This is a genomic window from Anatilimnocola floriformis, assembly GCF_024256385.1.
GTDB lineage: Bacteria > Planctomycetota > Planctomycetia > Pirellulales > Pirellulaceae > Anatilimnocola > Anatilimnocola floriformis.
The window spans coordinates 6,137,885-6,164,844 of record NZ_JAMLFW010000001.1 but is presented as its reverse complement, the minus strand read 5'-3'; the positions used below and the strand labels follow the sequence as shown (position 1 = coordinate 6,164,844).

General features: G+C 60.4%; 1 protein-coding gene. It reads right to left on the bottom strand.

Features of this window, described 5'->3' with window-relative positions:
* Nucleotides 1-13: 13 nt before the first annotated feature.
* On the bottom strand, nucleotides 14-26,908 hold the full coding sequence (locus M9Q49_RS24445; protein WP_254511687.1) for an autotransporter-associated beta strand repeat-containing protein: 26,895 nt from the start codon (nucleotides 26,906-26,908) through the stop codon (nucleotides 14-16).
* Nucleotides 26,909-26,960: the final 52 nt, after the last annotated feature.

The following is a 26,960-nucleotide window of genomic DNA, read 5'->3' as shown; positions in this document are numbered from 1 at the left end:
TCAGCCCGCATGATTACGACGTCGGCCCGAAGCGTTTATCGACCCCTTGAGCAAAGGCGTTGTAGTCTGGCGGTGCGATGCCTGGCGGATTGTCGGCGACATCGGCCGATTCCCAGCAGAAGTCGTCGTCGCCGAGACCACCGAAGAGATCGTCGTTCGCGCCGTCGTGCGTAATCGCGCCCACGGCGGACGAGATATGCGATGTACCCCATTGATTGAGCAGCATCAGCAGGGCTGCATCGTTGTCGCTGGAGTTCGTATAAGTCGCCGCGCTGTAGTTGCCCACGGTGGCTTGCGAGGTGCGCGAGGTAACTTCATTGTCGACGCTGCCGCTGATCAGCAGGTCGTTGCCGTTGCCGCCGTCGAGCAAATCGTTGCCCGTGCCGCCAATCAACACATCGTTCCCCACGCCGCCGTACAGCTGATCGTTGCCGGCATTGCCGACGAGCAGATCGTTGCCGACCGCGCCTGTGAGCGTGTCGTTTCCGGCACCGCCGTACAACCGATCGTCACCGTCCGAGCCGTCGAGCAAGTCATCGCCCAAACCGCCGCTGACGTAATCGTTGCCTCCGCCTGCCGAGACCTCGTCGTTCCCAGCCCCGCCGTAGAAGACGTCGGCGCCTTCGAGACCGCTGAGAATATCGTCGCCGCCAACCGCGCCATCTTGCGGCTGCGGATCGCCTGGCAGCGTTGGTGCATTGTCGCCCCAGATCACATTGTCGCCGCGGCCGCCGTTGATGCGGTCGTTGCCCACGCCACCGACGAGCCAATCGTTGCCAGTCGCGCCACTGAGATTATCGTCGCCGTCTTCACCGTAGAACTCGGCGGGAATCGTCAGGTTGGCTTGCGTAACCGTGTCATTCATGCCACCGGCATAGATGATGGTCTTGTTGCTCGCGCTGAAGTTCGCGAGTGTCGAATTGATGCGGAGGCGAACCTGATAGGGATTCGCAGCAGTCCCGTTCAAGGCGAACTGCACGAGATCTTGCTGCGGCGTGGTGCGGGCATACAGGTCGCCCATCTGCACGTTCGTCAGCCGACCTTGATCGACCAGGTTCATGTCTTCGATCTGCGTCCAAGTCGTCGACGCGATGCCCGTCGCCACCACTGTGCCCGGCGAGAACGTCGAGACAATCACGGGATTCGTATTCGGCAGCGCCGAGACATCGAGATTGAGCTTGTCGCCATTGAGGATGTCCCCCATCGGCGGCTGCGGACCGGTCGGCTGACCGCCGTCGATCGCAATCGCTGTCGTCCCGCTCGGGCGAATCATCCGCACCGTGTCAGACACGGCCAAGCCCACATCCATGAAGCCCGTGCCAGTGATTCCCGGTGGTGTTTCGCCGAAGATGTCGTTGCCATCGCCGGCGTTGGGATTGCCCACCGCATCGCCGTACAGATTGATCTGATTCACCCCGCTCGGCACGCCCGTCGGAGCATAAGTGCCGCTGCCACCATTCTGATCGGTCGTGTAGAGCAGGAACTGGTCGGCGCCAGTCCAGCCGCTGATGCTGACCGTGTTCAGGTCGTGCTGCGTGGCCGTGTTGCGGAACTGGCCATCGATCGTGTCGTTGCCCAGCGTACCGGTGTAATTCAGCACGTCGATGTTGCGGAGAATCACATCGTTGCCGACGAGGCCGTTGATTCCTTCGACCGCATAATCGCCCAGCGTCCCGCTCGGCGAGATCAGCACCGTGTCGGCCGTCGTATCGCTGTTGTCGATGATCGTCAGCGTGTCGGTGTTGCCACCGATGTTGCCATCCGTACCGTCGACAATCACATGGCCGGCGATCTTGTCGACCGTGCCTGCCGTTGTCGTGCCGTCGTACAGCTGAATGGTGTCGTTGCCGGCGTTGCCGCTGAGCAGAATGTCGCCGGTGTTGCCGCTCGTATCACGAACGCGAATCGTGTCGTTGTCGGCATCGCCATTGAGCGCGATCGGCCAGTTGTTGGTCTGGGCCGAACCAAAGCTCACGAGATCCACCAGGTCGTTGCCGGCTAGCGGATTCACCGTCAAGGCGTTGTAGTTGTTGCCGCTGAAGTCGAACGACGTCCAGCCAGCGCCGCCACCGACGCGAGTTTCGCCCGCAGTGTTATCGGCAATGCTGATGTTGTTGACGCCCGTGGTGCCATAAACCGTCAAGCCACCCGGCGTCGCGCCGATGCCCGTCCGATTTACTTCGCCGACGTTGCGAACGTAAGCATTGAGACCGGTCACGGCATTCGTCGATTGAATTTCCGCTTCCAGCGTACCCGCCGTCGTACCGTTGCCGAAGGCGAACTGCTGCTGCGTGCTCGCTTGGTTCAGCACGAGGTTCAGCACGTTCGTGCCAGCGCCGGCATCGAAGAAGAACTCCGGCGCGGTCGTGGCATCGTTGTCGCCGATCGACGGATGATTGCCAACGCCGGTGATCGCCGGCACCGCTCCCGCAAAGCTTGGCAGGCCGTTGATATCGTTGACCGTGACCGTATCGTTGCCGACACCGCCGAGCACTCGCACCGACAAAATCGGCGTGAGATTGGTTTGATACAGAATCGTGCCACCAGTCGAACCATCGCGGAACTGCAGCTTCTCGTTCGGGCTGGCAGCGCCATCGAGCATGATCACCAGGTTGCCGACCGGGCTGATCGAGTTGTCGTACGTCAGGTGATACGGCCCGGTGATCTGCGGATCTTCGATGCTCGTGAAGTAGACGTTGCGATGATTCGGATCAAACGTCCACACGCCCGAGCCCGTGCCACCATAAGACTGGCCGTTGTAAATCGTCGGCCCGCCCGGCACCGTGAGGTTCGGATTGCTCGTGCCGCTGACATTCATCTGCAGCACGTCACCCACCGTACCAGCCGGTGGCGCTTTACCATCGACAAAGAACGCCGTGGTCGTTTGCGGATTGAAGATGAACGTGTCGTAGTCGTTCGCGCCATTCAGGTACGCGCCGCCAGCCGCAGTATTCGGCGTGGTGATCGCTCCCGTGATCGTCAACGTGCCGCCATCACCAGCGGTTGCCGTGGCAGCGACCGACTCCGCATCGCCGAAGTCGACGTTGATCGTCGTGATCGTGCCGCTGCTCACATTGCCCGTGATCGTCGCATTGTCACCAGCATTCAGCGTCACACTCGCAGCACCGCTGCTGATCGTCACGCCGCTGTTCACCACCAGATTCTGACCGGCCGCCACGGCATCGATGGCCGTCAGCGTCACATCGGTCCCGGCATTGGTCGCGGTCACGTTCTCGGTGACGGTGATCGAGCCCGTGGTAGTGACCACAATATCGCCGCCGGTCGCACTCAAACCCACCACGCCCGGCAGAATGCCGCCGATCACCAGATCGCCGCTGTTCGCGACGAACACACCACCCGTGCCACCATCGCTTTCCAGATTCGTCGAGATCGTCTCAAGCGGATCGGCCGCCGTGCCCGCGCCCGTTCCAGCGATCAGCACGATGTCGTCAGCCGTGATATTCAGGGTCGCGCCGTTGTTATCCGTGATCGCACTAGCCGCCGTCATGAACACATCGCCAGCCGTACCGGCAACGATCACACCCGTCACAATCCCGCCCGCGGTCGTCGTCAGCGTGATGTCGTTTGCATCGCTATTGGTCAGCGATGCCACATCGGTCGCCGTCATCGTCCCGCCAGCCACAATCGTGATCGGACCATTGAAGGTGTCGATATCGGTCAGGGTCACCGCGTTGGCTTCGTTCAGATTGATCAAGCCAGCCGCCGTCACACTCACATCGAGCGAGTTGGCACTCGTATCGAGCGAATCGCCGCCGCCCACTTCGCCCACACCCGAGGCCGCCGTCATGATCACTACATCGCCGGTCACATCGGTAATCGCATCGGCTACATCGTCGACAATCGAGCCGACCGTGGTGAGCAGCGTCACATCGCCGCTGGTGGCTCCTGCCGTCACCGTGCCGACCACAATCGTGCCCGCCGCGGTGATGATGATGTCGTTGGCATCGTTGTCGGTCGATTGCGTGATCGCCGTCAGCGTAATGCCATCGGTCTCGACGATTTCGATGTTGCCCGAAGTCGCATTTGTCGCCGTCAGCGAGGTCAGCGTCGTCTCGAGCGGATTGCCGCTGCCGATGCCGGTAACAGCCGTCAGCGTTGCCGTCGCAGCGATCAAATCGACTGCCGCGTCGGTCGCCGTTTCGCTGATATTCCCCACCGAGGTCAGCGTGATCGCATCGCCGGTGGCGTCGACCAGATTCACCAGAATATTGCCGCTCGTCAGCGTGCTCGCGGTCACATTCGCGCCCGTGCCGCCCGCCGTCACGCTCGTCAGCGTCAGATCGCCACCCGTCGCGCTCAGCGTGATCGAACCGTTGTTCGTCGTCGCCAGAGTCACCACCATGCCACCGGCCACATCGGCCAGATTGATGATGCCCGTGCCTGAAACCGTAGCGCTCGTGAGCGTCGTGAAGTCCACTTCAATGGCCGCGCCCACTGCGCCGATGCCGGTCACTGCACTCAATGTCGCCGTCGCACTCGTCAGATCAGCACCAGCGTCAGCGCCCGACTCCGTGATGTTGCCGACCGAGGTGATTTGAATGTTGTCACCTGCCGCCGTCACGTTATCGACCAGCACATTGCCGCTCGTGGTCGTCGTGGCCACGATATTCCGGCCCGTGCCGCCGGCAGTCACGGTCGTTAGCGTCAAATCGCCGCCGGTCGCATTCAACGTGATCAAGCCATCCGCCGTGGTCGCGCTCGTCACCACCAAGCCGCCGGCCAGATCGTTGATGTCGATCGAACCGGTTCCCGTCACGTTCGCGCTGGTCAGCGTGGTGATCGTCGTATCCAGGTCGATGCCCGTCACTGCCGTCGCCGTCAGCGAAGCAGCCGTGATGTTGTTCGCCGCGGCATTCGCATCCGAGATGTTCCCCACCGAATTCAGCGTGACCACATCGCCGGTAGCATCAATCGTGGTCACCACGATGTTGCCGCTCGTCAACGTGCTCGCCGTCACATCAGCGCCGGTGCCGCCCGCCGTCACGCTCGTCAGGCTCAGGTTGCCACCCGTGGCGCTCAGCGTGATCGAACCATTGTTCGTCGTCGCGCTCGTCACCACCAAGCCACCCGCCGTATCGGCTAGGTTGATGATGCCCGTGCCCGAAACCGCCGCGATCGTGAGCGTAGTGAAGTCAACTTCAATCGCCGCACCCACCGCGCCAATGCCGGTCACCGCCGTCAGCGTTGCCGTCGCGCTCGTCAGATCAGCACCAGCGTCGGCGCCCGATTCCGTGATATTGCCGACCGATGTCAGCTGAATGTTGTCACCAGCCGCCGTCACGTTATCGACCAAGATGTTGCCGCTCGTGGTCGTCGTGGCCACGATATTCCGGCCCGTGCCGCCAGCAGTCACTGTCGTCAGCGTCAGATCGCCACTCGTCGCGTTCAGCGTAATCAAGCCATCTGCCGTGGTCGCGCTCGTTACCACCAGGCCGCCGGCCAGATCATTGATATCGATCGCGCCAATGCCAGTCACGTTCGCGCTGGTCAGCGTGGTGATCGTCGTATCGAGATCGATGCCCGTCGCCGCCGTCGCCGACAGCGAAGACGCCGTGATATTGTTCGTCGCGGCATTTGCATCTGTAATGCTTCCTGCCGTGGCAGTCAGCGTCACGCTCGTGCTCGCCGAGACCGTGGTGACGTTCAGGTTGCCGGTCGTCGAAGTGACCGTCGCGCTGCCAGTCACCGTGCTCACGCTCACCACGTTCGCGCCATTCGTTTCATCGATGTTGATCGCACCCGTGCCGGTGTTCGATGCCGTGATGTTCAGCACCGTCGTATCCAGGTCGATACCCGTCGTCGCCGTCGCGTTCAGATCCTGCGCGACGATGTCGATGCCCGTACCGCTCGTGGTGATCGCGCCCGTACCCGCATTCAGCGTGACGGTGCTCGTCGCGCCACCCGTCAGCGTCGCGTTCACTGCGATGTTTTGTGAGCTGATGTTGATGTTGCCAGCCACCGTCAGCGCACCGCTCACGGTCACGGTGTCCGTTCCAGTTCCCGTCGAGATCGTCAGATTTGTGTTCCCGTGTGCACCCGTGCCGCTGGTGATGGCAATCGTATCATTGCCATTCGTGCCGCCGGTTACCGTATCAATTGTCGAATTGGTGATGTTCCGCAAGCCGACAATCGCACCCGGAGTGCTCACCGCCAGATTCGCAACGGCAGTGCCGTCGTAGCCAGCAAACAGCGGCGCGCCATTGGCTGCCGTCGTGCCGTCGGCAATCGTCAGCGAATCGTTCACGTTCGGCGTCTGCACGGTGACCGACGTGAGGTTCACAAAGTCCACATTCGTTGTGCCAGTGAAAACAATATCGCCATACGCCGAGACCGACACCTTGCCCGTCCCCACACCGGTCGGCACATAGGTCGCCGTGTCGCCGCCCGTATTGTGCTGCACCCGCAGATACTCGCCATTGAAGAACGTATTGCCCGTGGCAATCGGATCCCCTGCCGTCGTATCGACCCACATCAGGTCAGTGCCACCCAAACCGTTGAACGTAAACGGTAGCGTATTCGTCACCGCTACAAACGCCGCTCCATTCAAGCTGTATTCATTCGTCGCCGCGTCCTTCCAACGCAGCACGAGCGAATCCGCCCCCGCCGTGCCATTCACGGTCGGCTGGCTGTACAGCACCACATCGTTGCCATCGCCACCGGCATAGCTGATGAACAGCGTTTGACCATTGAAGTTCGGCACGACCGGCGAACCTTCCGGCAAACCCGCAAACGTGCCAACCACCGCATCGGCCGTGCCATCGTTGTCGATGATGACAAACGACTCTGGCACACCCGAATTCGGCACATACGAACCTTGCAGCGTCAGCGTCGAACCAGTCAACGTCACCAGGCCAGTCACCAGCACCTGATCGTACTGCGTCACCGCCGTTGTCCCATTGATCGTCGGCGTAAACGTCGCGCCGCTGCTCACCACCAGCGCGCCCGTGGCCAGCGACTCCGTCCCCGTCACCGGCGAACCCGCATTGATCACACCACCAGAATTAACCGTCACCGCGCCCGCGATCGAACCAATGCCGCCCAGGGTCGTGCCAGTCTGCACCACCACGTCGACCGCTGCAGCGCCATTCGCCAGCGAGCCGTCGACCAGCAACGTGCCGCCGCTCACGGTCGTCACGCCGGTGTAAGTGTTCACACCGCTCAGCACGGTCGTTCCAGCGCCCACCTTCGTCACCGCAAAGGCGCCGCCGATCGCTCCGCTAATCGTCAGCGCTCCCGCGCCACCAATCGAAGCATCAGCCGTCAGCGTGACTGCCCCGCCAACCGTGCCGCTGCCCGCAGCGGTGACCAATGCACCATTGCCGCCAACGCCAGTTCCTGCCAGCGAAGTGATCGCTTCGGTCCCAATGTTCGCTCGCACGTCGAGCGTAGCGCCACTGGCAACGCTCGTCCCTGCCGTATTCGCACCTAGCGCGGCAGCATTCGTGGCGAGTACCGTCCCAGCGCTCACCGTCGTGGTGCCGTTGTAGGTGTTCGCGCCGGCTAGAGTGAGCCTGCCAGCGCCGGTCTTCACCAGGCTGTTATCAGTCTGTCGGAAGGAAGGGTTCGTTTCGCGAACCAACACGGCCAGCCGCTTAACGGTATACGTGGCGATATTGTCTGCAAACGTCCAGTCGGGGTTCGAAGTCGAACGATTACCAATGCCGGCTTCGGTCGATCCCCGCCAATCGTTGTATGCCAACAATGTTTGGCCAGTTGTCCCAGTACCAATGCCGTCCAAGTCATAATTGTGAATCTGGAATGAACCGTAGCCAAGTGCTGGAGTCGGCGCGCCCGTCATCGTGTCGCCAAAGTCGTAAAGCGGGTCGCTGGCATTCGGAACGCCCAGAGCATTGGGATTGCTGTAGCTATTCGGCCAAATTTCGATATTGCCCGTGCCGATCGCGGTTCCCGTGATAATGCCCGAGCCAGCCGAAGCAGCAACGTTCATATTGCTGACGTTCTGCTGGAAGAACCACAGCGTCGGACCGTTGGGGATTCCTACCTGATTGATGTTGGTGGTGAAGGGGTCCATCGAGACGAACACCCAAGCCGCTCCACTCGGCGCCCCGCCGCCAGTCAGTTCCATGTAGTAGCCCACGCGATCGTAGGCGCCAATCGATGCGACATTTGTCGCCGTGTAGGGAAATGCAAGCGCGCCGTTGACAGCCGTAGGCAGGTTGTTGTTTTCGACAGCCAGCGTGTAACGATTTGCTTCCGTCACATTTGTAAATACACCCGTCGAGGTGACACCAGACAGCGGACTGCCCACAGTCGCTCCTGCGCCCGAGATCACACCATTGACAGTGATATCACCAGCGCCATCGACCGAGAGCTTGGAGGAATTGAGATTGACCGCGCTGTTAATCGTCAACGTCCCTGCCGCCGATCCCAGCCGCATTTCACCCAAGCTGACCGGCCGTGCTGTGATCGGGCTGGTCGTGTCAATCAAATTGTTGCCGCTCAGATTTGCCAAGGCCCCCGTTTGACCCGCCGCACCAATGCCGTCCAAACGCAGAGGCTCACCGGTGATCGTTACGCCACCCTGCACGGCTAACGTGCCACCAACTTCGACATTCGTGCCCGCCGCATTCGACCCCAGTGTTGCGGTCGCACCCGATAGCAGCAGCGTACCGTTATTGACCGTCGTCACGCCGTCATAGGTATTCGCGGCAGTCAATGTCGCTACACCAAACCCATTCATGATGACCGGATTAGTGCCCGTGGTTGTCGCCGAGGGATTGGCAACTGGCAGCAGCGTGCCGTTGTTCTGGTTAACTCCAACTGGACCTTGCAGCCGACCGATGATGTTGCCGCCGACACCCGTGTCTTCGTTGCTGTAGGCAATCAGGTAAGTACCAGCCGTCAGATCGGCAAAACCCGTGGCGGTGTTATTGATGCCGACGGTCTGGACGGCTTCTCCGGTATCGAAATCGCCATCGCGATTCAAGTCGACCCAAACCGTGGAGTTGTCATCGTTGTTGGTAGCCGCAAAGGTGTAACGCCCCGCGGTAGTGACCGTCAGCGTGCCATAGAACACTGCCGTGTACTGACTGCTGGTAAACGGCGCAGCGGCCTGGTTGGTGCCGAAGAAGGCATCCATGGCGGCGTCGTTCGCGAAGCTCAGAGCACCCGTCAACGTCTTGGTCGACTGCAAGCTGGCCGGCGGCGTCGCACCCGTCAAGCTATTGATCCCGGCGACGGTATTGGGAGCCAAGCTCACTGCGCTGAAGATCCGGCCCGTCAACGCGCTCAACGTATAGTCGGTCGCCACGGTTCCAATCGCGCTGCTCACATTGAAGTTGCCAGCACCGGCAAACGTGAGACTGGCATTCGCGTCCTTGTTAATGGATCCGCTAACCGTCAGCGTATTTCCGGTCGTTGCTCCCAGTGTCGTCGCCGCTTCGAGACCAAGGCGACCTGGCAGCGTGACATTTCCGGTGGCATAAATCGCGCCCGCGCCGCGAACGCCATCACCGGCAATCGCAATTGGCTCGGCCGCCAGCGTGTAGTTTCCGTTCAGTTCCAGCGTCGCGCCAGACGCAACCGACGTTCCACCGGTCACAGAACCCAAAGCATTCGCTGCAGTCGTGCGCAACACGCCCGCGCTCACGTTCGTAATGCCGGTGTAGCTGCTGGTGTTGTTGCTCAGCGTCCAAGTGCCTGTTCCCGACTTAATCACATGCGTCAGGTTCGTGGCGCTGTTGTTGACGATCGCGCCGGCAATTTCACCCGTGCCCAAGGTTGAACCGAGCAGCGTCAGCGTCTTAGTTCCAGCACCAGTCGCAGTGAGATTGCTCGTAAAGCGGAGCAAGCCAGTGCCAGCTTGTTCGATGTTCGCTCCTGGGGTTGTACCCGCCAGGTTGATCACACGGTCAGTGGTTTCGCCGGTACCTGTGTACCGCAACGTAGAAGTAGCGCTGCCACCAATGTTAATCGTGCCGTTCACGACACTATTGGGTGCCCCCAAATTGCTCGCTGCCGTTCCACCTGCCACATTATTGAGCGAGCCGACGCTAAGAATACCATTCTGAATATTAGTGACACCGTTGTAGGTATTCGCGCCTGCGAACACGACCGTACCACCGCCAGAATTGAAAATGTCGATCGCACTGCCCGTGCCATTCTGAATGATCGCATTGATCGTCAGCAGGCGACCGCTGGCAGCGCCGATGTCGCCATTGTTCGAGCCTAAGCTGATCTTGCCGCCGCCCGTGCCGTTGAGAATGGCATTGCCACCGTTCGACTGAATCAAGTTGCCGCCGTCGCTACCAATCACAATCGTGTTGGCCAGCACATCGAGCGTGCCGTTTGCCGCGAAGGCCAACCGGCCAATCGTGTTGTTGGCGTTGCTCAACGTGACCGAGGCACTCGACATGTGATTGAGCGAGCTGGTTACTCCAACGGCGCTGCGGGTGATCAGATTCGGGACCGTGATATTGTCGCTGCGGTTAAACGCCAGTGTACCGCCGGCAATAATCGTAACCGTACCGCTACCGAGCGTTCCCGTTGTTCCTGCATTGCCGATTTGCACTGTGCTCGCGTTGATGTCGGTGGTTGTGTAGCTATTAGCGCCTGTAAGGACGAGCGTTCCAGTACCGGCCTTCGTCAGACCAAAGCTGCCGCTGATCGCATGGTTCAGAATGACCGTGCCAACCGTCGCATTGTTGGTTCCCACTTGAACAGTCAAACCGCCGGTCAGAACATCCGCATTGCTGGCGTTCGTCGCCGCAATCGTGCCAGTCGGCTGATCGTCGAGATTGAATATCGCCGTACCGGTTGTCGGCAGTGTCATCAGACCGCTGAAGGTCGTCGTACCGATCCGCCGTGCAGCGAGAGTGCCGCCACTGTTGATCGTGATGTCGTTGGTGACGGTGAAGTCAGCCGCCGTATGCTCAGCCGTCAACGTCGCGCCGTTGTTGATAACGACTAGGGACGTGCCGAGTTGTCCTGCATTCAGCGTGCTGACGCCGGCGTTGCCGAAGAAGAATCGGCCCGCATTGAGCGTGAGCGTGCCGATGGTCTGCGTGCCAGCGCTGCGCAAGATGAAATCGGAAGTCCCCGCCTTGGTGAGCCCCGTGCCACCGACGATCGGTCCGCCGAAGAACGTGCCGCCGCTGGTGGTTTCGACCACGCCGCCACCGACACCGAGCGTCAAACCGCGATTCACGCTGGTCGGAGCTGCAGATGTTCCCACGCCTGCTGTGAAGCGCAGCGTTCCTGCATTGAGCAGCGTGATGTGCGAAGCATCCGCGGCAGCAGGGGCGGTTCCCAAATTCGCTTCAGCATTGATGCTCAGCTTGCCGCCGTCGATATTCCACTTCGTCCCCGCGGTCAGATTGCTGCTCTGCGATTGAACGACCACGCCCGCACCGGTCACGCTGATCACCGCCGACGTGCCGCCGCCCGTCAAGTCATTCGCAGCATTCCCCAGTGTCAGCACATCGGTGCTCGTGGCACCCGTGCCGATCGTCACTCCCGCGTTGGCCACCGTCACCGTGCCGTTTTCCACCGCGCTCGCGCCGATGCCCCGCAGCGTGCCGCCGGTGTTCAAATTGATCGGCCGGTCGTGCGTGATGTTGTTGATCTCGAACACACCGGTGCTGTTGATATTCACCGGTCCCGCCGTGCCCGTGCTGGCCGCATTCGTGATCGACAGCACACCGCCGTTGATCGTCGTCGAGCCCGTGTAAGTATTCGCGCCGGTCACCGTTACCGTGCCGGTGCCTTGCTTGATCAGCGAACCGCTGCCGCTGATCACGCCGGCGATCGTCGTGCTAGTCGCATCGCCAATCGTCAACGTCGACGAGCCATCGATGGTCACGCCCTGACCAGCCGCGGTCGCCAGCGAGTTAATGATGACGGCCTGCGCGGTATTGAGACCGGTCACCTTGATCGTCTTCGTGCCGCTCGAAACCACGGCTTCGGCGTACGTACCGCCGTTGACAATCACCGTGCCGCCGGTTGTCACCGCAGCCAGCGCCGCAGTGATGTTGTTGAACGCATTCACGCCATAGATCGCCGGCTCGCTCGCCGTCGTGCCGAAGTCGGCATCGGCGATCACCGTGCCGGTGCTCAGCGAGTTCCAGGTCGTATCCTCGACGTACACCACGGTCGGTTGGCTGGCGTCAACCAGCACTACGTCGTTGCCATCATTGCCGTTGTAGAACAGCCGGAACTGCCGCGCGCCGATCGTCACCGTCGCGCCATTGGCAGGCGAAGCAGCCGCCGTCGTGGCATCGGCCGTGCCGTCGTTATTGATCAGCGTCAGCATCTGCAGCGCCGTCGGCGCAGTCGCATCGGTCACATTCGTAAACGTCACCGTCGCGCCGGCCAGGCTCACCGTGCCGGTCACGTTGTACCGATCGAAATCGGTCCCCGGCGTGGTCCACGGGCTATTCACCTCAAAGTTGACCGTGCCGCTCGGCGTGAAGTTCCCCACAATCGTCATCGTCCCCGGGCTATTCCCTGGCGAGAACGTGCCGTTGCCCGAGACATTGCCCGTGATCGTGCCATTGCCCCACAACGTGCCGGGCGTGGTCACCACCACATTGCTGGTCAGTGTGCCATTCACCGACAACGTGCCAGCCGTGACATTCGTGCCGCCAGAGGCGCTCGCCGTGCCGCTGAGCGTCGTAACGCCGGCGCCGATCTGATTGATCACGCCCGTGCCGCTGATCGTATTCGCCACCGTCATGGCATTGCTGCGATTGAACGTCAGCGTGCCGTTGTTCACGACCGAGCCCTGCCCCAGAGTGCCCGTGGTGCTCGCAGCACCCACCTGCACCGTGCCGGCATTAATCGTGGTGTTGCCGCTGTAGGTATTGTTTCCAGCCAGCGTCAGCGTGCCGGTGCCCGACTTGGTGACCGATGTCGGCAAGCCAGCCGTCGCGATGCCCAGGATCTCTGCATCCGACAGCGCCCGAGTGAAAATGGCTGGCTCGTCGATCGAACCGCTGAAGTAGCTGCCACTGTTCCACCGGCCAATGTTGACCACACCCGTGCCGGCAAAGGCCGCGTGTCCACCGGAGGTAGCATCGAGCACGCCGTTGACAAACAGTGACTGCGTGCCGGTGCTCGCATCAAATCGCCACACGAGTTGATACCAGGTCCCCGTGTTCAGCGTCGTGTTGCCAGCCGTATCGTTGCTGTAGAAACCCATGTGGGGTTTGCCGTTGCGAATGATCAGATGCAACGCGATGTTGTTGGCCGCTGCATCGATCCCAAAGATCGTGCGATCGCCCGACAGATTGTTCGGGTTCACCCAAGCCATCGCCGTAAAGCTGCCATTGAGCCCCATCGTGTTGGCAGCAGCAGTCGTGATGTATTGGCTCGTGCCGTTGAACTGAATCGCCGTTCCGAGCTGCGCATTCTGCGAAGCTGCCGCCAGCGTCGGGGCGCCAATCAACGTGCCGGTGTGCGCGCCAGCGCCCGTCGAGGCCACCGTCGTGCCCGAGGTTTCATTAAACCGCCAGTAATCCTGCAGGTCGGCCGTGCCGCTCACCGTGGTCGGATAACTGACGCTGCTGCCGCCCCCTGTAATCTGGCCATTGATGACCGTATTACCCGCGCCGCTCACCGAGATCGCCGATGCCGGCAGGGCCAGGTTGCTGTTGATATTTAGAGTGCCGGCGTCGGAGCGGAAACCCACATTGTTGCTGAAGGGCACGGTGAGCACTCCGTTCACCGTGTTCGCGCCCGCGGCGTTCACCAGCGAATCGCCGGTGTTATTCGCAAGCGTGATGTTCTCGGCCACCGTGATCGAACTGCCGCTGTTCAAAACCAGCGAGCCGGTCACATTTGTCGCGCCGGCGGTCGTTCCCAACGCATTGGCAGACGAAACCACCAGGTTGCCCGACACCGCGTTCCACACGCCCGCAAAGGCATTGTCCTGCATGATCTGCAAATCGCTGCCGCCCGACTTCGAGAGCGCACCGCTCCCCGAAATTTGATTGGCTGCACTCAACACCAGCGAACCAGCAGCCCCCGTGCCGCTGGTCGTGATCGTGCCGCCGCCGCTGCTCACCACAATCGGTCGCGTCATCGTCACCACACCGGTCGTCGCCGTATCGGTCAACTGACCGCCGTTGAACGTCACGCTGCCGGTCGTCGCCCCCAGGTGGCCATCGGCGCTAAAGCGCAGAATGCCCGAGTTGAGAATCGTGCCGCCGCTGTAGTCGTTCGTCGCATTGGTGAGCGTCAGGTTCGGCACTCCGTTGGTGGCCTGCAGCAGATCGAGTTGCAAGCCGCCCGGTCCGGTAACCTTGCCCGAGACCGTCAACGTCTTGTCGCTCCAGTCGGTGCTGATATTGCTCGTCGCATTCAGCGTCAATTGACCCGACAACGTGTTAGTCACGGTGCCGCTGATATTGCCGCCGTTCAGCGCACCGGCCAGGCTCCGGCCCGAGAAGTTGAAAGTCGTCAAACCATTCAGCGCGATGTTGTTGGCAACATTCAAACCGCTGGCCGAGAACGCCAACTGAGCGCCCGCCGTCACACTCACCGCGCTCGTACCCATCGCCGCCGAAGCCGTGATTCCCAACTGGCCGGCCAAAATATTAGTCGTACCTGCATAGGTACTGCTGCCACCGAGCAACCACACGCCGGTGCCTGTCTTCTGCACGCTCACATTGCCGCCGCTGCCATTGCCAATGATCGGCAAGATGCGATTGAGCGCTGTAACCGTCACATCGCCCGATGTGGCAATCACGCCTTGATAGTTGCCCGTCAGCGTCAACGTCCGCGCACCCGAACCCGTGAAGGCCGCCGCTCCGGTATTGCTGAACGTCAGATTGCCAGTTCCCGACGAATCGAGCCCACCCCCCGCAGCCGTCAGCGTAAACAACCGATCGGTCGAGGCCGCCGCGCCCGTGTATTGCAGCGTGCCCCCATCGAGCACCAGGTTCGCGGCCACATTCGTCGACTGCCCGATGCTGCTCGCCACACCACCATTGGCCAGACTGTTCGCACTCAGCACACCGCCGCTAATGGTCGTCGCGCCGGTATAAGTATTCGCTCCCGACAACGTCAGCGTGCCGGTCCCTTGCTTGATCAGCGAACCGCTGCCGCCGATCACGCCCGCAATCGTCGTGCTCGTCGCGTCGCCAATCGTCAGCGTCGACGAACCGTCAATGGTCAGGTTCTGCCCAGCCACGGTCGCCACCGAGTTCACGATGACGGCCTGCGCAGTATTGAGACCAGTCACCTTGATCGTCTTCGTGCCGCTCGAGACCACGGTCTCGGCGTAAGTACCGCCGTTGACAATCACCGTGCCGCCGGTCGTCACCGCCGTGAGGGCCGCGGCGATCGTATTGAACGCGTTCACACCATAAATGGCCGGCTCGGCTGCCGATGTGCCGAAATCAGCATCGGCGATCGCCGTGCCGCTGGTCAGCGAGTTCCAAGCCGTGTCTTCGACATACACCACCGTCGGCGTGCTGGCCTCGGTCAGCACCACGTCGTTCCCATCGCCACCGTTGTAGTTCAGCTTGAACTGCCGAGTCCCGATCGTGACGATCGTCCCATCCGCGGGCGTCGTCCCCGTGATCGTGGTCAGGTCAGCCGTCCCGTCGTTATTGATCAGCGTCAACACCTGCAGCGGCGTCGGCGCCGTGGCATTCACAGCGTTCGTAAACGTCAGCGTCGCCCCCGACAGATTCACATTGCCGGTCACGTTGTACCGATCAAAATCCGTCCCCGGCGTAGTCCACGGGCTATTCACTTCAAAGTTCACCGTGCCACTCGGCGTGAAGTTCCCGACAATCGTCATCGTCCCCGGGCTATTCCCCGGCGAGAACGTACCCGCGCCGGTCACATTCCCGTTGACCGTGCCACTGCCCCAGAGTGTGCCGCTGCTATTCACCGTCACATTGCTGGAAACAATGCCATTGAGGGCAAGAATGCCCGCGTTCACCGTCGTCGGCCCGCTATAACTGCTGGTCCCGGTGAGGCTGACCGTCCCCACGCCATTCTTCACTAGCGACGTGATGCCCGTGTTGTCATTAATCGTTGCTGCGATCGTATTCACACCGGTGTTGGTGCCCGTCAACGTCAGCGTGCGCGCTGCCGTCGAACCATTAAAGCCCATCGCGTTGGTGCTAGAGAAATTCAGCGGGCCCGTGCCCGAGAAATCAATCGTGCCACCCGCGCCACCCACGCTGAAGGAGCGATCGGAAGTCGCCGTGGCTCCCGTATAACGCAGCGTGCCACCGTCGATCACCAGGTTCGTCGCGGCACTCGAAGCGGAGCCGATATTACTGTTCGAACCACCACTCCCCAGGCTGCTAATACTCAGCACACCAGCGGTAATGCTCGTGACTCCCGTATAAGTGCTCGTGCCCGATAGCACGGTCGTCCCCGCTCCGATCTTGGTCACGCCAAACGTCGCACCACTAATCCCTCCACTAATGGTCAACGCACCCGCGCCACCAATCGAAGCATTGCCGGTGAGCGTTATAGCGCCACTCATGCTGCCTGTTCCAGAACCGGTAATTAGCGCGCCATTGCCGCCGTCTCCGGTGCCCGCCAGGGAAGTAATCGCTTCGCCGACAATCGCGGCCCGCACATCGAGAGTTGAACCACTCGCAACAGTCGTGCTCCCGGCGGTCGTTCCCAAACCGAGCGCATTCGTAACGATCACTGTTCCTGCACTGATCACTGTCGGGACCGTGTGGGTGTTCGCACCACTCAAAGTCCAAACACCAGTGCCCGTCTTGTTGACATTACCGCCGGTGGAGTTGATCACGCCTGCAAAGTTACCGGTCGTGGTGCCAGTGAGCGTCAAAGAATGCGCCCCCGAAACGCCGCCATTCCAGGTAAGCAAGCCGGTGCCGGAGGCATCAAGCGCGCTGGACCCATCACCGTTCGTGATATCAATAGCGTGATCAGTCGAAGTTGCTGGCCCAGTGTAGCGCAACGTACCGCCGTTGAGCACCAAGCTCGTAGCAGCATTGGATGACGCGCCAATGCTGCTAACGACCCCACCATTCGCCAACGTGCTGACACTCAACACTCCAGCGCTGATGGTAGTAGCACCGGTATAGTCACTCGTTCCACTGAGAATTTGCGTGCCAGTGCCGACCTTCGCGAAGCCCCCAGTGCCGCTAATGGTGCCGCTGAAGGTCGTCGATGCTTCGTTGTTGCCGCCCACCGTCAGCGTGTTTGTCCCCAGAGTGACGTTTCCAGCGCCGGACAGGCCATCGATGGTATCGCTGGCCGCAACGTTATAGGTCGCGCCGCTGGCAACGCTCACGTCCGTGGAATTGGACAGCAACCCAGTTACGGACAACGTGCCGCCGTTGATAGTGGTGGCCCCGGTGTACGTATTCGAGGCTGCCAGCGTCAGCGTGCCCGTGTTCGACTTCGTGAGACTGAGCGATGCGGCAGAGATGACGCCGTCGTAGGTAGTCGTAGCGGTTTGATTGACCGTCAAAGTTCCAGCAGTACCACTGGAATTGGTGACGCTGCTTCCACCAGCGCCATTTCCAGAACCCGAGCGCTGCAATGCTGCAACTGTCTGATTAAACCCGTTGAGATCGAATTGCGCCGTTTCTGCCGCACTCGAAAAATCAACATCTAGCGTCGTGCCGACTGGCAGAGAATTATTCGCGCCGATTGCAAGTACGCCTCGAACAATATTGGTAGCACCAGAGTACGTGTTTGCTCCCGATAGAACCACTTTGCCCGTGCCGTTCTGCCCCGAGACGAGCAGGCTCGTCCCTGCTCCGTCCTGAATGACTCCACTGATGTTGAGCGTGCCGCCAGAGAGCGCACCAACTCGCGAACCAGTTCCCAGAGTCACAGTCCCAGTCCAGGTCGCGGTTGCGTTCGTATCCGCCTGCAGCGCGCCGCTAGTCGTCGCAAGGCCGTCTCCATCACCTTGAATCGTGATGGCTTCGCCCGTGACCGTGACACCATTCATCAATCGGATCCAAGTGCCGGCAGCACCCAGCACCGTACCCGCGGCCGAAGTTCCCAAGGCGGTGTTGTTTCCCACAACTACGCTGCCATTGCTCACCGTGGTAAGCCCGCCGTAGCTATTCGCGCCGGTCAGTGTGAGCACACCATTTCCAGTGGCGCTCTTGGTCAAGCCGGCATTTCCAGAGATCACACCCGAAATTGTTGCGCTTAGCGTATCGGCAATTTGAACTACGAGGCGGTCGGTGGACGTACCCGAAGTATTGATGTTTCCCGCAACGACCAAACTCCCTGCCGTCACCCCAATTCGCGAAAAACCAGACGCATACACTAGTGCAATGTCGCCGTTCCAGGTGTTCGACCCACCGATATTGCGCAACGCACCATTGGCAGAGCTGACGCCATCACCTGCGATCTGCAATGGCTCCGCGGCAAACGAAACTCCGCCTTGAAGCTGCAGAGCAGCTCCGCTCGCAACAACCGTTCCTGCACTCGTAGCGCCAAGTGCGGTGATGTTCTGAATGGTTAGGGCGCCCGCGTTAACGTTCGTCACACCGCTGTAAGTGTTCGTCCCCGTCAGCGTCAGCGTACCTGCGCCATTTTTCGCCAACGACGATGCGGCCAAACCTCCAGAAATCACGCCGCTGATCGTGCCAGTGCCAGTGTTGTTGTCGGTCAGCGTAGCGCTGGCACCGAGAGCCACATTTCCACCGACCGTCAACGCGCCCGAGTGAGTGAACGTGATATGGCCAGCGCCCGAGGTCGTCAAATTGTTGGTTACGCTGATCGCCGGTGAATTGATCGCGATGAGACCAGCATTGATTGTTTGCAGGCTCGCCGAGAACGATGCAGTACCCGCGCCGGTAATGTTCACGCCACTGGAACCGGTAGTTACTCCGCCCGAAGACACGTTGTTCGCGCTGCTCACGGTCCAGCCGAGCAAGCGATTCGCGGAAGCAGATTCAAACGAGCTCACGCTCACATTGCCGCCACCCGCAACCATCGTGAGGGACTGCGCATCGCTGGCCGATCCACTCACCAAACCGCCCAAAGTGATTCCGCCATCAGTGCCGCTGGAATCGGTATCGAGAGTGACGCTCGCGCTCAGCCGCGTCGGGCTATTAATGTTGATAGTTCCTGCGTTCGTTCCCGCATCGGTGCTGATCGAAGCGCCGAGCGTAGTCAAATTCGCAGCAGCGACAGTGAAGTTGCCAGTCGAAGTCGCCGAACCCAAGGCCAGCGCTGTATTCACATTCACATTATCGCCAGCGTCCGTCGTGATCGTCGTGGCAGCGCGGTAGGCGCTCGAGATCGACGTGAGCGTGACCGTGTCGTTACCAGCGCCGGTGCCAGCCGTGGTGTTGATTTCCAGGCTGCCCGTCGGGTTGGTGAAGTCGACCGATTCGCCGCCGATGTTTGAGTCGATGCGGTTATCGAAGCCGACCACGGCTGACGTGGTGACGGTGATCGTTTCGGCGCTCGCGCTGGTGAAATTGAAGATGCGATTCACAGCGCCGACGTTATCGGTGATCGGTTCGAGGCCCGTGTAAGTGATCGTCCCCGCCAACGCGCCGGCCAGCGTCACGCTGCCGTCGTTTTCGTTGGTAAAGTTGTGCGTGACCGTGGTCGTGCTGCCGCCGACAAGGGCCAACGAATCGCCGGGCGTGCTCGTTTGCGCACCGCCGGCGTAGTTCACGCCAGCCGATGGAATCGGGCTCCCCACGCCGCTGAAGTCGAGCGTCAGCTTGTCGTTGCCGGCCAGCGTGTTCACCTGAATGCTGGTGAAGTTCGCCCACGGCACACGCACGGTGTGAGCATCGACCTGCGTGAAACCAGCCCCAGCGGGATAGCCGTTCGGATCGTAGATTTCGAGGAAATCGACGGTGGCAATCGTCACTTTCTTCAGCCGAATGTCGTCGGCCTTAGCCGCCGCATCGGCAATGGTCAGCACATTGCCCGCCAGCGACACCGTGGTGTTGCCGATGAGAATGGCCGCATCGTTGCCATCGCCACCCTTGTAAGTCATCACCGCCGGCAAACCACTGCCGAGGAAATTGGTGCTGATAACCGTCCCTTCGGTCAAAGCCGTGCCCGCCGTCAGCGTGCTTCCCGTGCCCGCAACAAAATTACCGCTGATGTCGCCGCTGGCATCCTTGGTCAGGAACACATACTGATCGCCAGCCACAGGTGTGTAGCTGATCGTCGACAGATTGAGCGTCGCGCCGCCGAGCGACACCGCGCCAGTCGCGACGATCTTGTCATAGCTGCTCGCGCTGGCGATCTGAATATTCACCACGCTCGTAGCGCCGGCCAGGCTGATGGCCACTTGAGCAACCGGCGAGCGCGAAACCGTCATTGTGCCAACGGCATTCACATTGCCGGGCGCGATCGAGCCGGTACCAACCGACAATGTGGTCAACGCCGTGTTGGTGATCGTCGGCGAACCGCCAAACGTACCGCCGCTCTGTACGGTCACCGCCGTCGTGCTCGACAGCGAACCATTGGCAATCAACGTGCCGGCGCTCACAAACAGGCTGCCCGCAAACGTCTGATTGGCCGTCAACGTTTGCACGCCGCTGCCAATCTTCGTCAAGCCGCCAGCCCCGCTCATGACACCGCTGAAGCTCGGTGTCGCGTCGTTATTGCCGCCGAGCGTCACCGACGCATTGAGCGTGACATTGCCCGCGCCGGTCAAACCGTCGATGGTGTCACTCGCGCCGACGACATACGTCGCGCCGCTGGCCACGCTCACATCGGTCGTATCATTCAGCGAGCCACTCACCGACAGCGTGCCGCCGCTAATCGTCGTCGCGCCGGAGTACGTATTCGCTCCCGACAACGTCGTGCTACCACTCGTCGACTGCGTCAATCCATTCGCGCCGGCCAAAATCGCCGAAACCGAACCGGCCTGCGTCTGAATCGTGTTCGTGCTCGTCAGCACACCCGTCGAACCACTCACATTGCCACTGGTGAGCGTGAGGGTATCGATGGTTTCGTTAAAGGCATTGATCAAGAACGTGCCGCCATTCACGTTCACCTTCGTGCTGTCGTTGACCCGGTTGCTGCCACCCAGCGAGAACGTGCCGGATTGCAACTCAATCGTGCCAGTTCCGGCATTCAAACCCGTGGCGTCGATCGTGGCATTCGCGCGATAGAACTGGTTGCTATTGTTCGCCGACGTATTGGCATTGAAATTCGAGGCGTTGATCTGAAGCGCCTTTGCGCTCGTACCAATCGCCCCGCCGCTGGTCAGCGACAGATTCACCGCTCCCGCAATGTCATTCGCAGCCGTTGTGTTCGTCGCGGCTTCCACGATACCGCCGGTTCCCGCGGTGATGGTCACATTCCCCGTGTTCCCAGCGAGCGAAACACCACTCCCCGCGCCGTTATCGAGCACCACTTTCCCTGCGCCACTGCTCGATTGAATTACTGTCGTCGTGGCGGCTGCTGTGGTCGCTACCGTTGCTGTGGTGAAGGTGATATCGCCCGTCTGCGTCGAATCACCAATCGTCACCGTACCGCTCGAAGCGGTCACCATCCGCGCGAGCTCGGCGTCGGTCAGATTGATGCCGGAGACCGCCGCGTTTGTGCCACCCAGGCTCATCGGTCGCGAGGACTGCGACGAGCGGACCGTCAACTGCGTGGTAGCCGCAACTGGCACTGCCTTCGTAACGGTCGTGCCGTTGTAACTGCTGATGTAGAAACTGCCGTCCGGACCAATCGCCAAACCGACCGGCGAACCTAGACCAGTAATGTGGGTGCTCACCACACCGCCCGAAGTAATTTTGCTCAGAGTCGTGCCGAGGTTATTACCCCAGTTGGTGACAAATAAATTCCCGCTGCTGTCATAGGCCAGGCCCGTGGGAGCATTCATACCGCCGCCGGAAGCAAACGTGCTTACTACCGCGCCGGAGGTTACTTTCAGAATCGAGTTTGTTCCCTGGTTGGCAATGACCAGATTGCCACTGGTGTCAAAGGCCAGGCCGTTGGGTTTGTTCAGGCCCGTCACAAAAGTGCTGACGGAACCACCCGACGTGATCTTATAGACGAGATTGCCGTTGAGGCTCGAAGCATACAGATTGCCGCTGGCATCAAACGCCATTCCGGTAACAATCCCGCTCATACCACTGGCGAACGGGCTCACCACACCAGCCGGCGAGATCTTGCTGATCGTGCCAATGTTTTGATTCGAAACAAACAGGTTGCCGCTAGTGTCAAACGCCAAACCGGCTGGGCTGTTCAAGCCAGTCGCAAACGTGCTGGCCACGCCTGCCGGGGTGACCTTGGTGATCGTGGTCGACCCGGAATTGGCAATGTAAAGATTGCCGCTCGTGTCGAAGGCCACGTGATACGGCGTGCTCAAACTGCTGGCAAACGTGCTCAGCAGCGGTGAACCGGTGGAACTGCCCACATTCGCCGTGCTCGCGACATCGACATCCGCGCCGCGCACATTGATCGTCGCGCCATAGATATTCGCGCCTGCGTTCACCGTCAGTGTGCCCGTGCCGTTATCGCCGGTGTTTGCCGACGTGAGGTCTGCGCCGAGGCTGTTGGAACTCGTGCCGCTGTTGATCGTCGAATTCGCCGCGACGACAAGGTTGGTCCGTGCCGTCACATCGATCGTCGCGTTGCTCGTGCCGCCCGCGATGCTGCCGAGAGTCAGGCTGCCGATACCATCGAGATAAACGCTGCTGGGTTGTGTCGCAGCCCCAATGTTGACGACTTGTTGCGCGATATTCGCGTTATCGCCGAACGCAAAGCGATTGCTGCTCGTGCCGATCGGCCCCGGAGTATTCAAGCTTATCGCAGCGCCCGTCGTGCCGAGCGAACCAGCCGTCCAGGCCATGCCTCCAGCACCGCTGGTCAGTGACAAGTTCGTATTCGACGTAATCGCAGCGCTAACCGTGATCGCGCCGCTAGCCGCATCGCCGATTTGAATCGTGCTCGCGGTGATCTTGTCGAGCTCCGCATCGGTCAAGCTCAGCGAACCGCCGGTTTCCGTGCCGAGATTGATCGGCCGGCTGGCCGTTTGCGGTTTGATGGTCGTCTTGTCCGCAGTCGTTATCGACGCCGCGCCTGAGATGGCCACATCGTCGGCTGTAATCGTCGCCTGGGTGCTGGTGCTGGTGCCGGTGACATTGACCGTTTCGGCGGCCAGTGAGAGCAGGGAATTGCTGGCAAGGTCGATGCCCCAGCCTTGGATTGCCGCGAACGAGAGGTTGACGTTGGTGCCGTCGAGATCCGCCTTGCTGATCGCACCGCCCGAATATCGCGAGAAGTAGAGGGCGTTGCCGATTGCATCGACTTCGACATCCGTGGCGCCAGGTGCGGAAATAAAGCCGTTGTCGATGTTGTTGCCAGTGAGGTCGGCACGACCGATGGTGCCGGTCTGGTACGCTGCCCAGTAGATGCGCTGGTTGACCAGATCGAGCCCGATGCCGTCCACGCGGCCGACCACTCCTGTGTCGAGCCACCCCGGATTGTTGTTGCTGCCGTCGAGGTCCGCGCGCCCGATAATGCCGGAATTGTATGTGCAGTAGTAGAGCTTGTTATTGGCAACATCAATGTCGAGGTCATAGGCGCCAGAGCCAACCCCGAGGGGCGTTACGCCGCCGCCGGTGCTGACGCGATAGATGCCCGCGCCGGCATTCGCAACATAGATGTCGCCATTGATCGGATTGACTTCGAGACCGATCGGACCGGGAAGTCCCGTGACGAAGTTGTCATTGGCGCCGGTCCCGTCCAGGTTCATCACGCCGAGCTTCCCGTCGGTATGCGAGGCGTAATAGAGCTTGCCCCGCACGTTATCGACCGCGACCGCGATGACGGTATTCATCGCATAGAAGCTCGAGTTCAGCCCCGTGCCGTCGGTGTTGACCTTGGCGATGCGATTGGTCGAGGAGTAGGTGCCGGCGTAAATGACTCCGCCGCTGCCGCCCGTCAGGGTCAGCGCCGCACCTTGATTGATCGTGTCGGTCCCGCCGCCGCCGTCAATCGAAATGGATGACCGGAACAGCGAATCGACCGCCGTCGCCGTGATGGTATCGCTGCCGCTACCACCATTGATGGTCACGGTTCCCAGCGGCGCCGCAAAGTCTGTCGTTTCAAAGGCAACCGGATTCGACCGCAACCGAGAGATGCCGTTCCCAACAATGCCGTCGTCTTCCAAAATCGCAGTCACACCGCCGGCTGGCAGATTAAAAATCACATCCGTCGCCGTTCCCGTATTCGAGATCGGCTCGAGTCCGGTATAAGTCACCGTGCCGAAGTTGCTCATCACAACGTTGCCATCGTTGGCATTGGTGTAGTTGTAGGTAACAGTGCCTTGCGCGCCGCCGGTGATCACCAGCGTGTCGTGCCCTGCAGCGCCGCCGTTGAAGGTGATGGCTCCTTCACCTGCCAGCGCGTCCGGAATGGCATCTCCACTGCCGAGATTGACGGTCAGCGTGTCATCGCCGCCGCCGGTGTTGAACGTCACCCCCGCCGTGATCGCCGACAGCGGAATGGTCAGCGTCTTGCCGCCGTTGCTCAGCGTGCCACCCGCTGGCGCCGACAGAAACTTTTCGAAGCTTTCACTGATTACCAGGTCCGTCCCAGTAGTGCTCACCGACAAATTGTTCGCCTTACCCCCTACGTCCGCATCAGTAATCGTCAAATTCCCGCCACTGAGCACGGCAGTCATACTGCGGTTCACAGGGTTGACCGTTAAGACGAACGTGTCGCTGTTCGAGCCGCCTGCGCCATCGTTCACGGTGACCGTGATGGTCGACGTACCAAACTGATTGGCCGCCGGCGAAAGGCTAATCGTACGACTCGCGCCGCTGCCACCAAAGGTAATGCTGCCGACAGGGAACAGCGTCGTATTGCTCGACGAAACAGACAAGGACAACGAAGCGACGGGAGTATCGACATCGCCGATGGTGAAGGGAATGTTGTTAAGCGGCGTGTCTTCGTTCGTCGATTGATTGACGATGTCGCTGATCGTGGGCGGATCGTTCACGGCGTTGACAATCACCATGAAGGTGTCGCTGGCCGAGCCGCCTTGACCATCTTGCACGGTCACGGTGATGGTAGCCGAACCATTTTGATTGGTCGCTGGTGCAAGGCTGATCGTGCGATTCGCACCGCTGCCACCGAAGGTAATGCTGCCGACAGGGAACAGCGTCGTGTCGGTCGACGAAACGGAGAGTGTGAGTGCACTCGCGAGCGTCTCCGCATCGCCAATCGTGAAGGTAATGTTATTGATCGGCGTGTCTTCGTTCGTCGATTGATTAACGATGTCGCTGATCGTGGGATTCGTATTGCTTTGCAGCACCACATCGTTGCTGCCCGAGCCGCCCACATAAGTTAGTCGTTTAGAAGTAGTCCCTACCGATACGAGGCTGCCTTCCGACTTACCTGCGAACGTGCCGCTCGTTGTTCCCGCCGAAGTATTTTCGAGCAGCGTGAACGTATCCGCCGTCACCGCGTTGTAAGTGGAGTTGACGGTGAGCGTGCTGGCGGCATTGATCGTCACATTGCCGGCCACTTGCACTTTTTCATAGACCGTCGCCGAACTGACATCGAGTTCCAGCCCACCGGTGCTGCTAAAGGTTGTGTTATTGCCCAGCACCAACGTCGAGTAATTCGCGGGAGAAATAACTGCACTAACCGTAATCAAGCCGCTGTTGGCATTGCCAATCTGCACGGCGCCTGCGGTTACGCTATCGAGCTCGGCATCGGACAGGTTGAATGTCGAGAACTCGACGAGGTAAGGTCGCGGTACAGCAGCCTGACTTGCATCGTTCCAGGAATTACCGAACCAAGACTGCAGGAAGTCTTCATCCCCGCTCAAGTCGCTCGGCTCACTTCCGACACTCCACGCCTGAAACTCTCCGTTCACCGCGCTTCCGCCAATCCCGCCTTGCCAGAATTGAATCCCTGCTTCTGGCCCTGAGGTCCATACCCATTGGCCTTCAGTGACGATGTCAGAAGCTCCCAGCCAGGCGACGGGGTTGCCTGGGTTGGCGGCCGTAATTACCGCTTGTGCAGCCGCATGCTCGGCTGCCGAACGAATGGTCGCGAGATGCCCGCCAAGCGCAACGGCTTGGTACCCCGCGTTGATCGCGTCCGTTGGCGCAGCAACATATTGAAAACGATTCGTAACTGCTCCAACATTCACCTCCGCGCCCACTCGCGAGGGAGTGAAAGTGGTGCTCCCAGTACCCGACGAGATCGTTCCCTGCAAAGTCACATCGGCGGCCGAGATCGAGATATTGCCACCATTGGTAGTGATCGCACTACCGACACTATTCGTGGTCAACACGCCACTGCCATTGGCATCCGTGTCTGCCGCAATCAATACGCTCCCGTCTGCGGTGGTGATGTCGGAAGTTGCCGAACTCAAAACAACGCTGGCTGTCGCCCTCAATGCGAGACTGCCAGTGCCTGACAAGCTAATAGGTTGGTGCTGATAAATGGCCCCAGCAGTTACGCTCAGGTCGTTGTTCGCGGTGAAAGTAGTTGCCCCGTTGAACGTAACCGGATTCGCCCCCATGTCATCCAGAACAATGCTGAAGTTGTCTGAATAGGCATTTGCACCACTGTTGTTGAACACAACCGAAGAGAACCCGCCAGCATCGACAATGCTTACGGCCGAGTATTGAGCAAGATCTACGAGTGAAAGCGCATTGCTCCCCAACCCGGTAAAAGCACTCGGATTCGTCACGCCGCCGTTAGAAAACGTCAGATTGCTGCTGCTGAAGTTGTAACTCGAACCAGCGGAAGTGATTCCCAGGCTCTCATTCATTGCCAACGAAATCGTGAGTGTGCTGGAACCGCCGTCGGACAGTGTCGCCAACATCGACCGGCTTTCCAGACCTTCCAAGAACGACCGGCGACGGCGCGCGGCGCGCGATTTCAAAGCTGCCGTGCGGCGCTCTTTTGCTTTGCGACCGAAGAAGCGATTCCAGAGCGCGAACGTACTTTTGAACATGGGTTTGGGTCATCCAAACGAAGAGGCAAAATCTGCGCAGATCGGGGGCGAG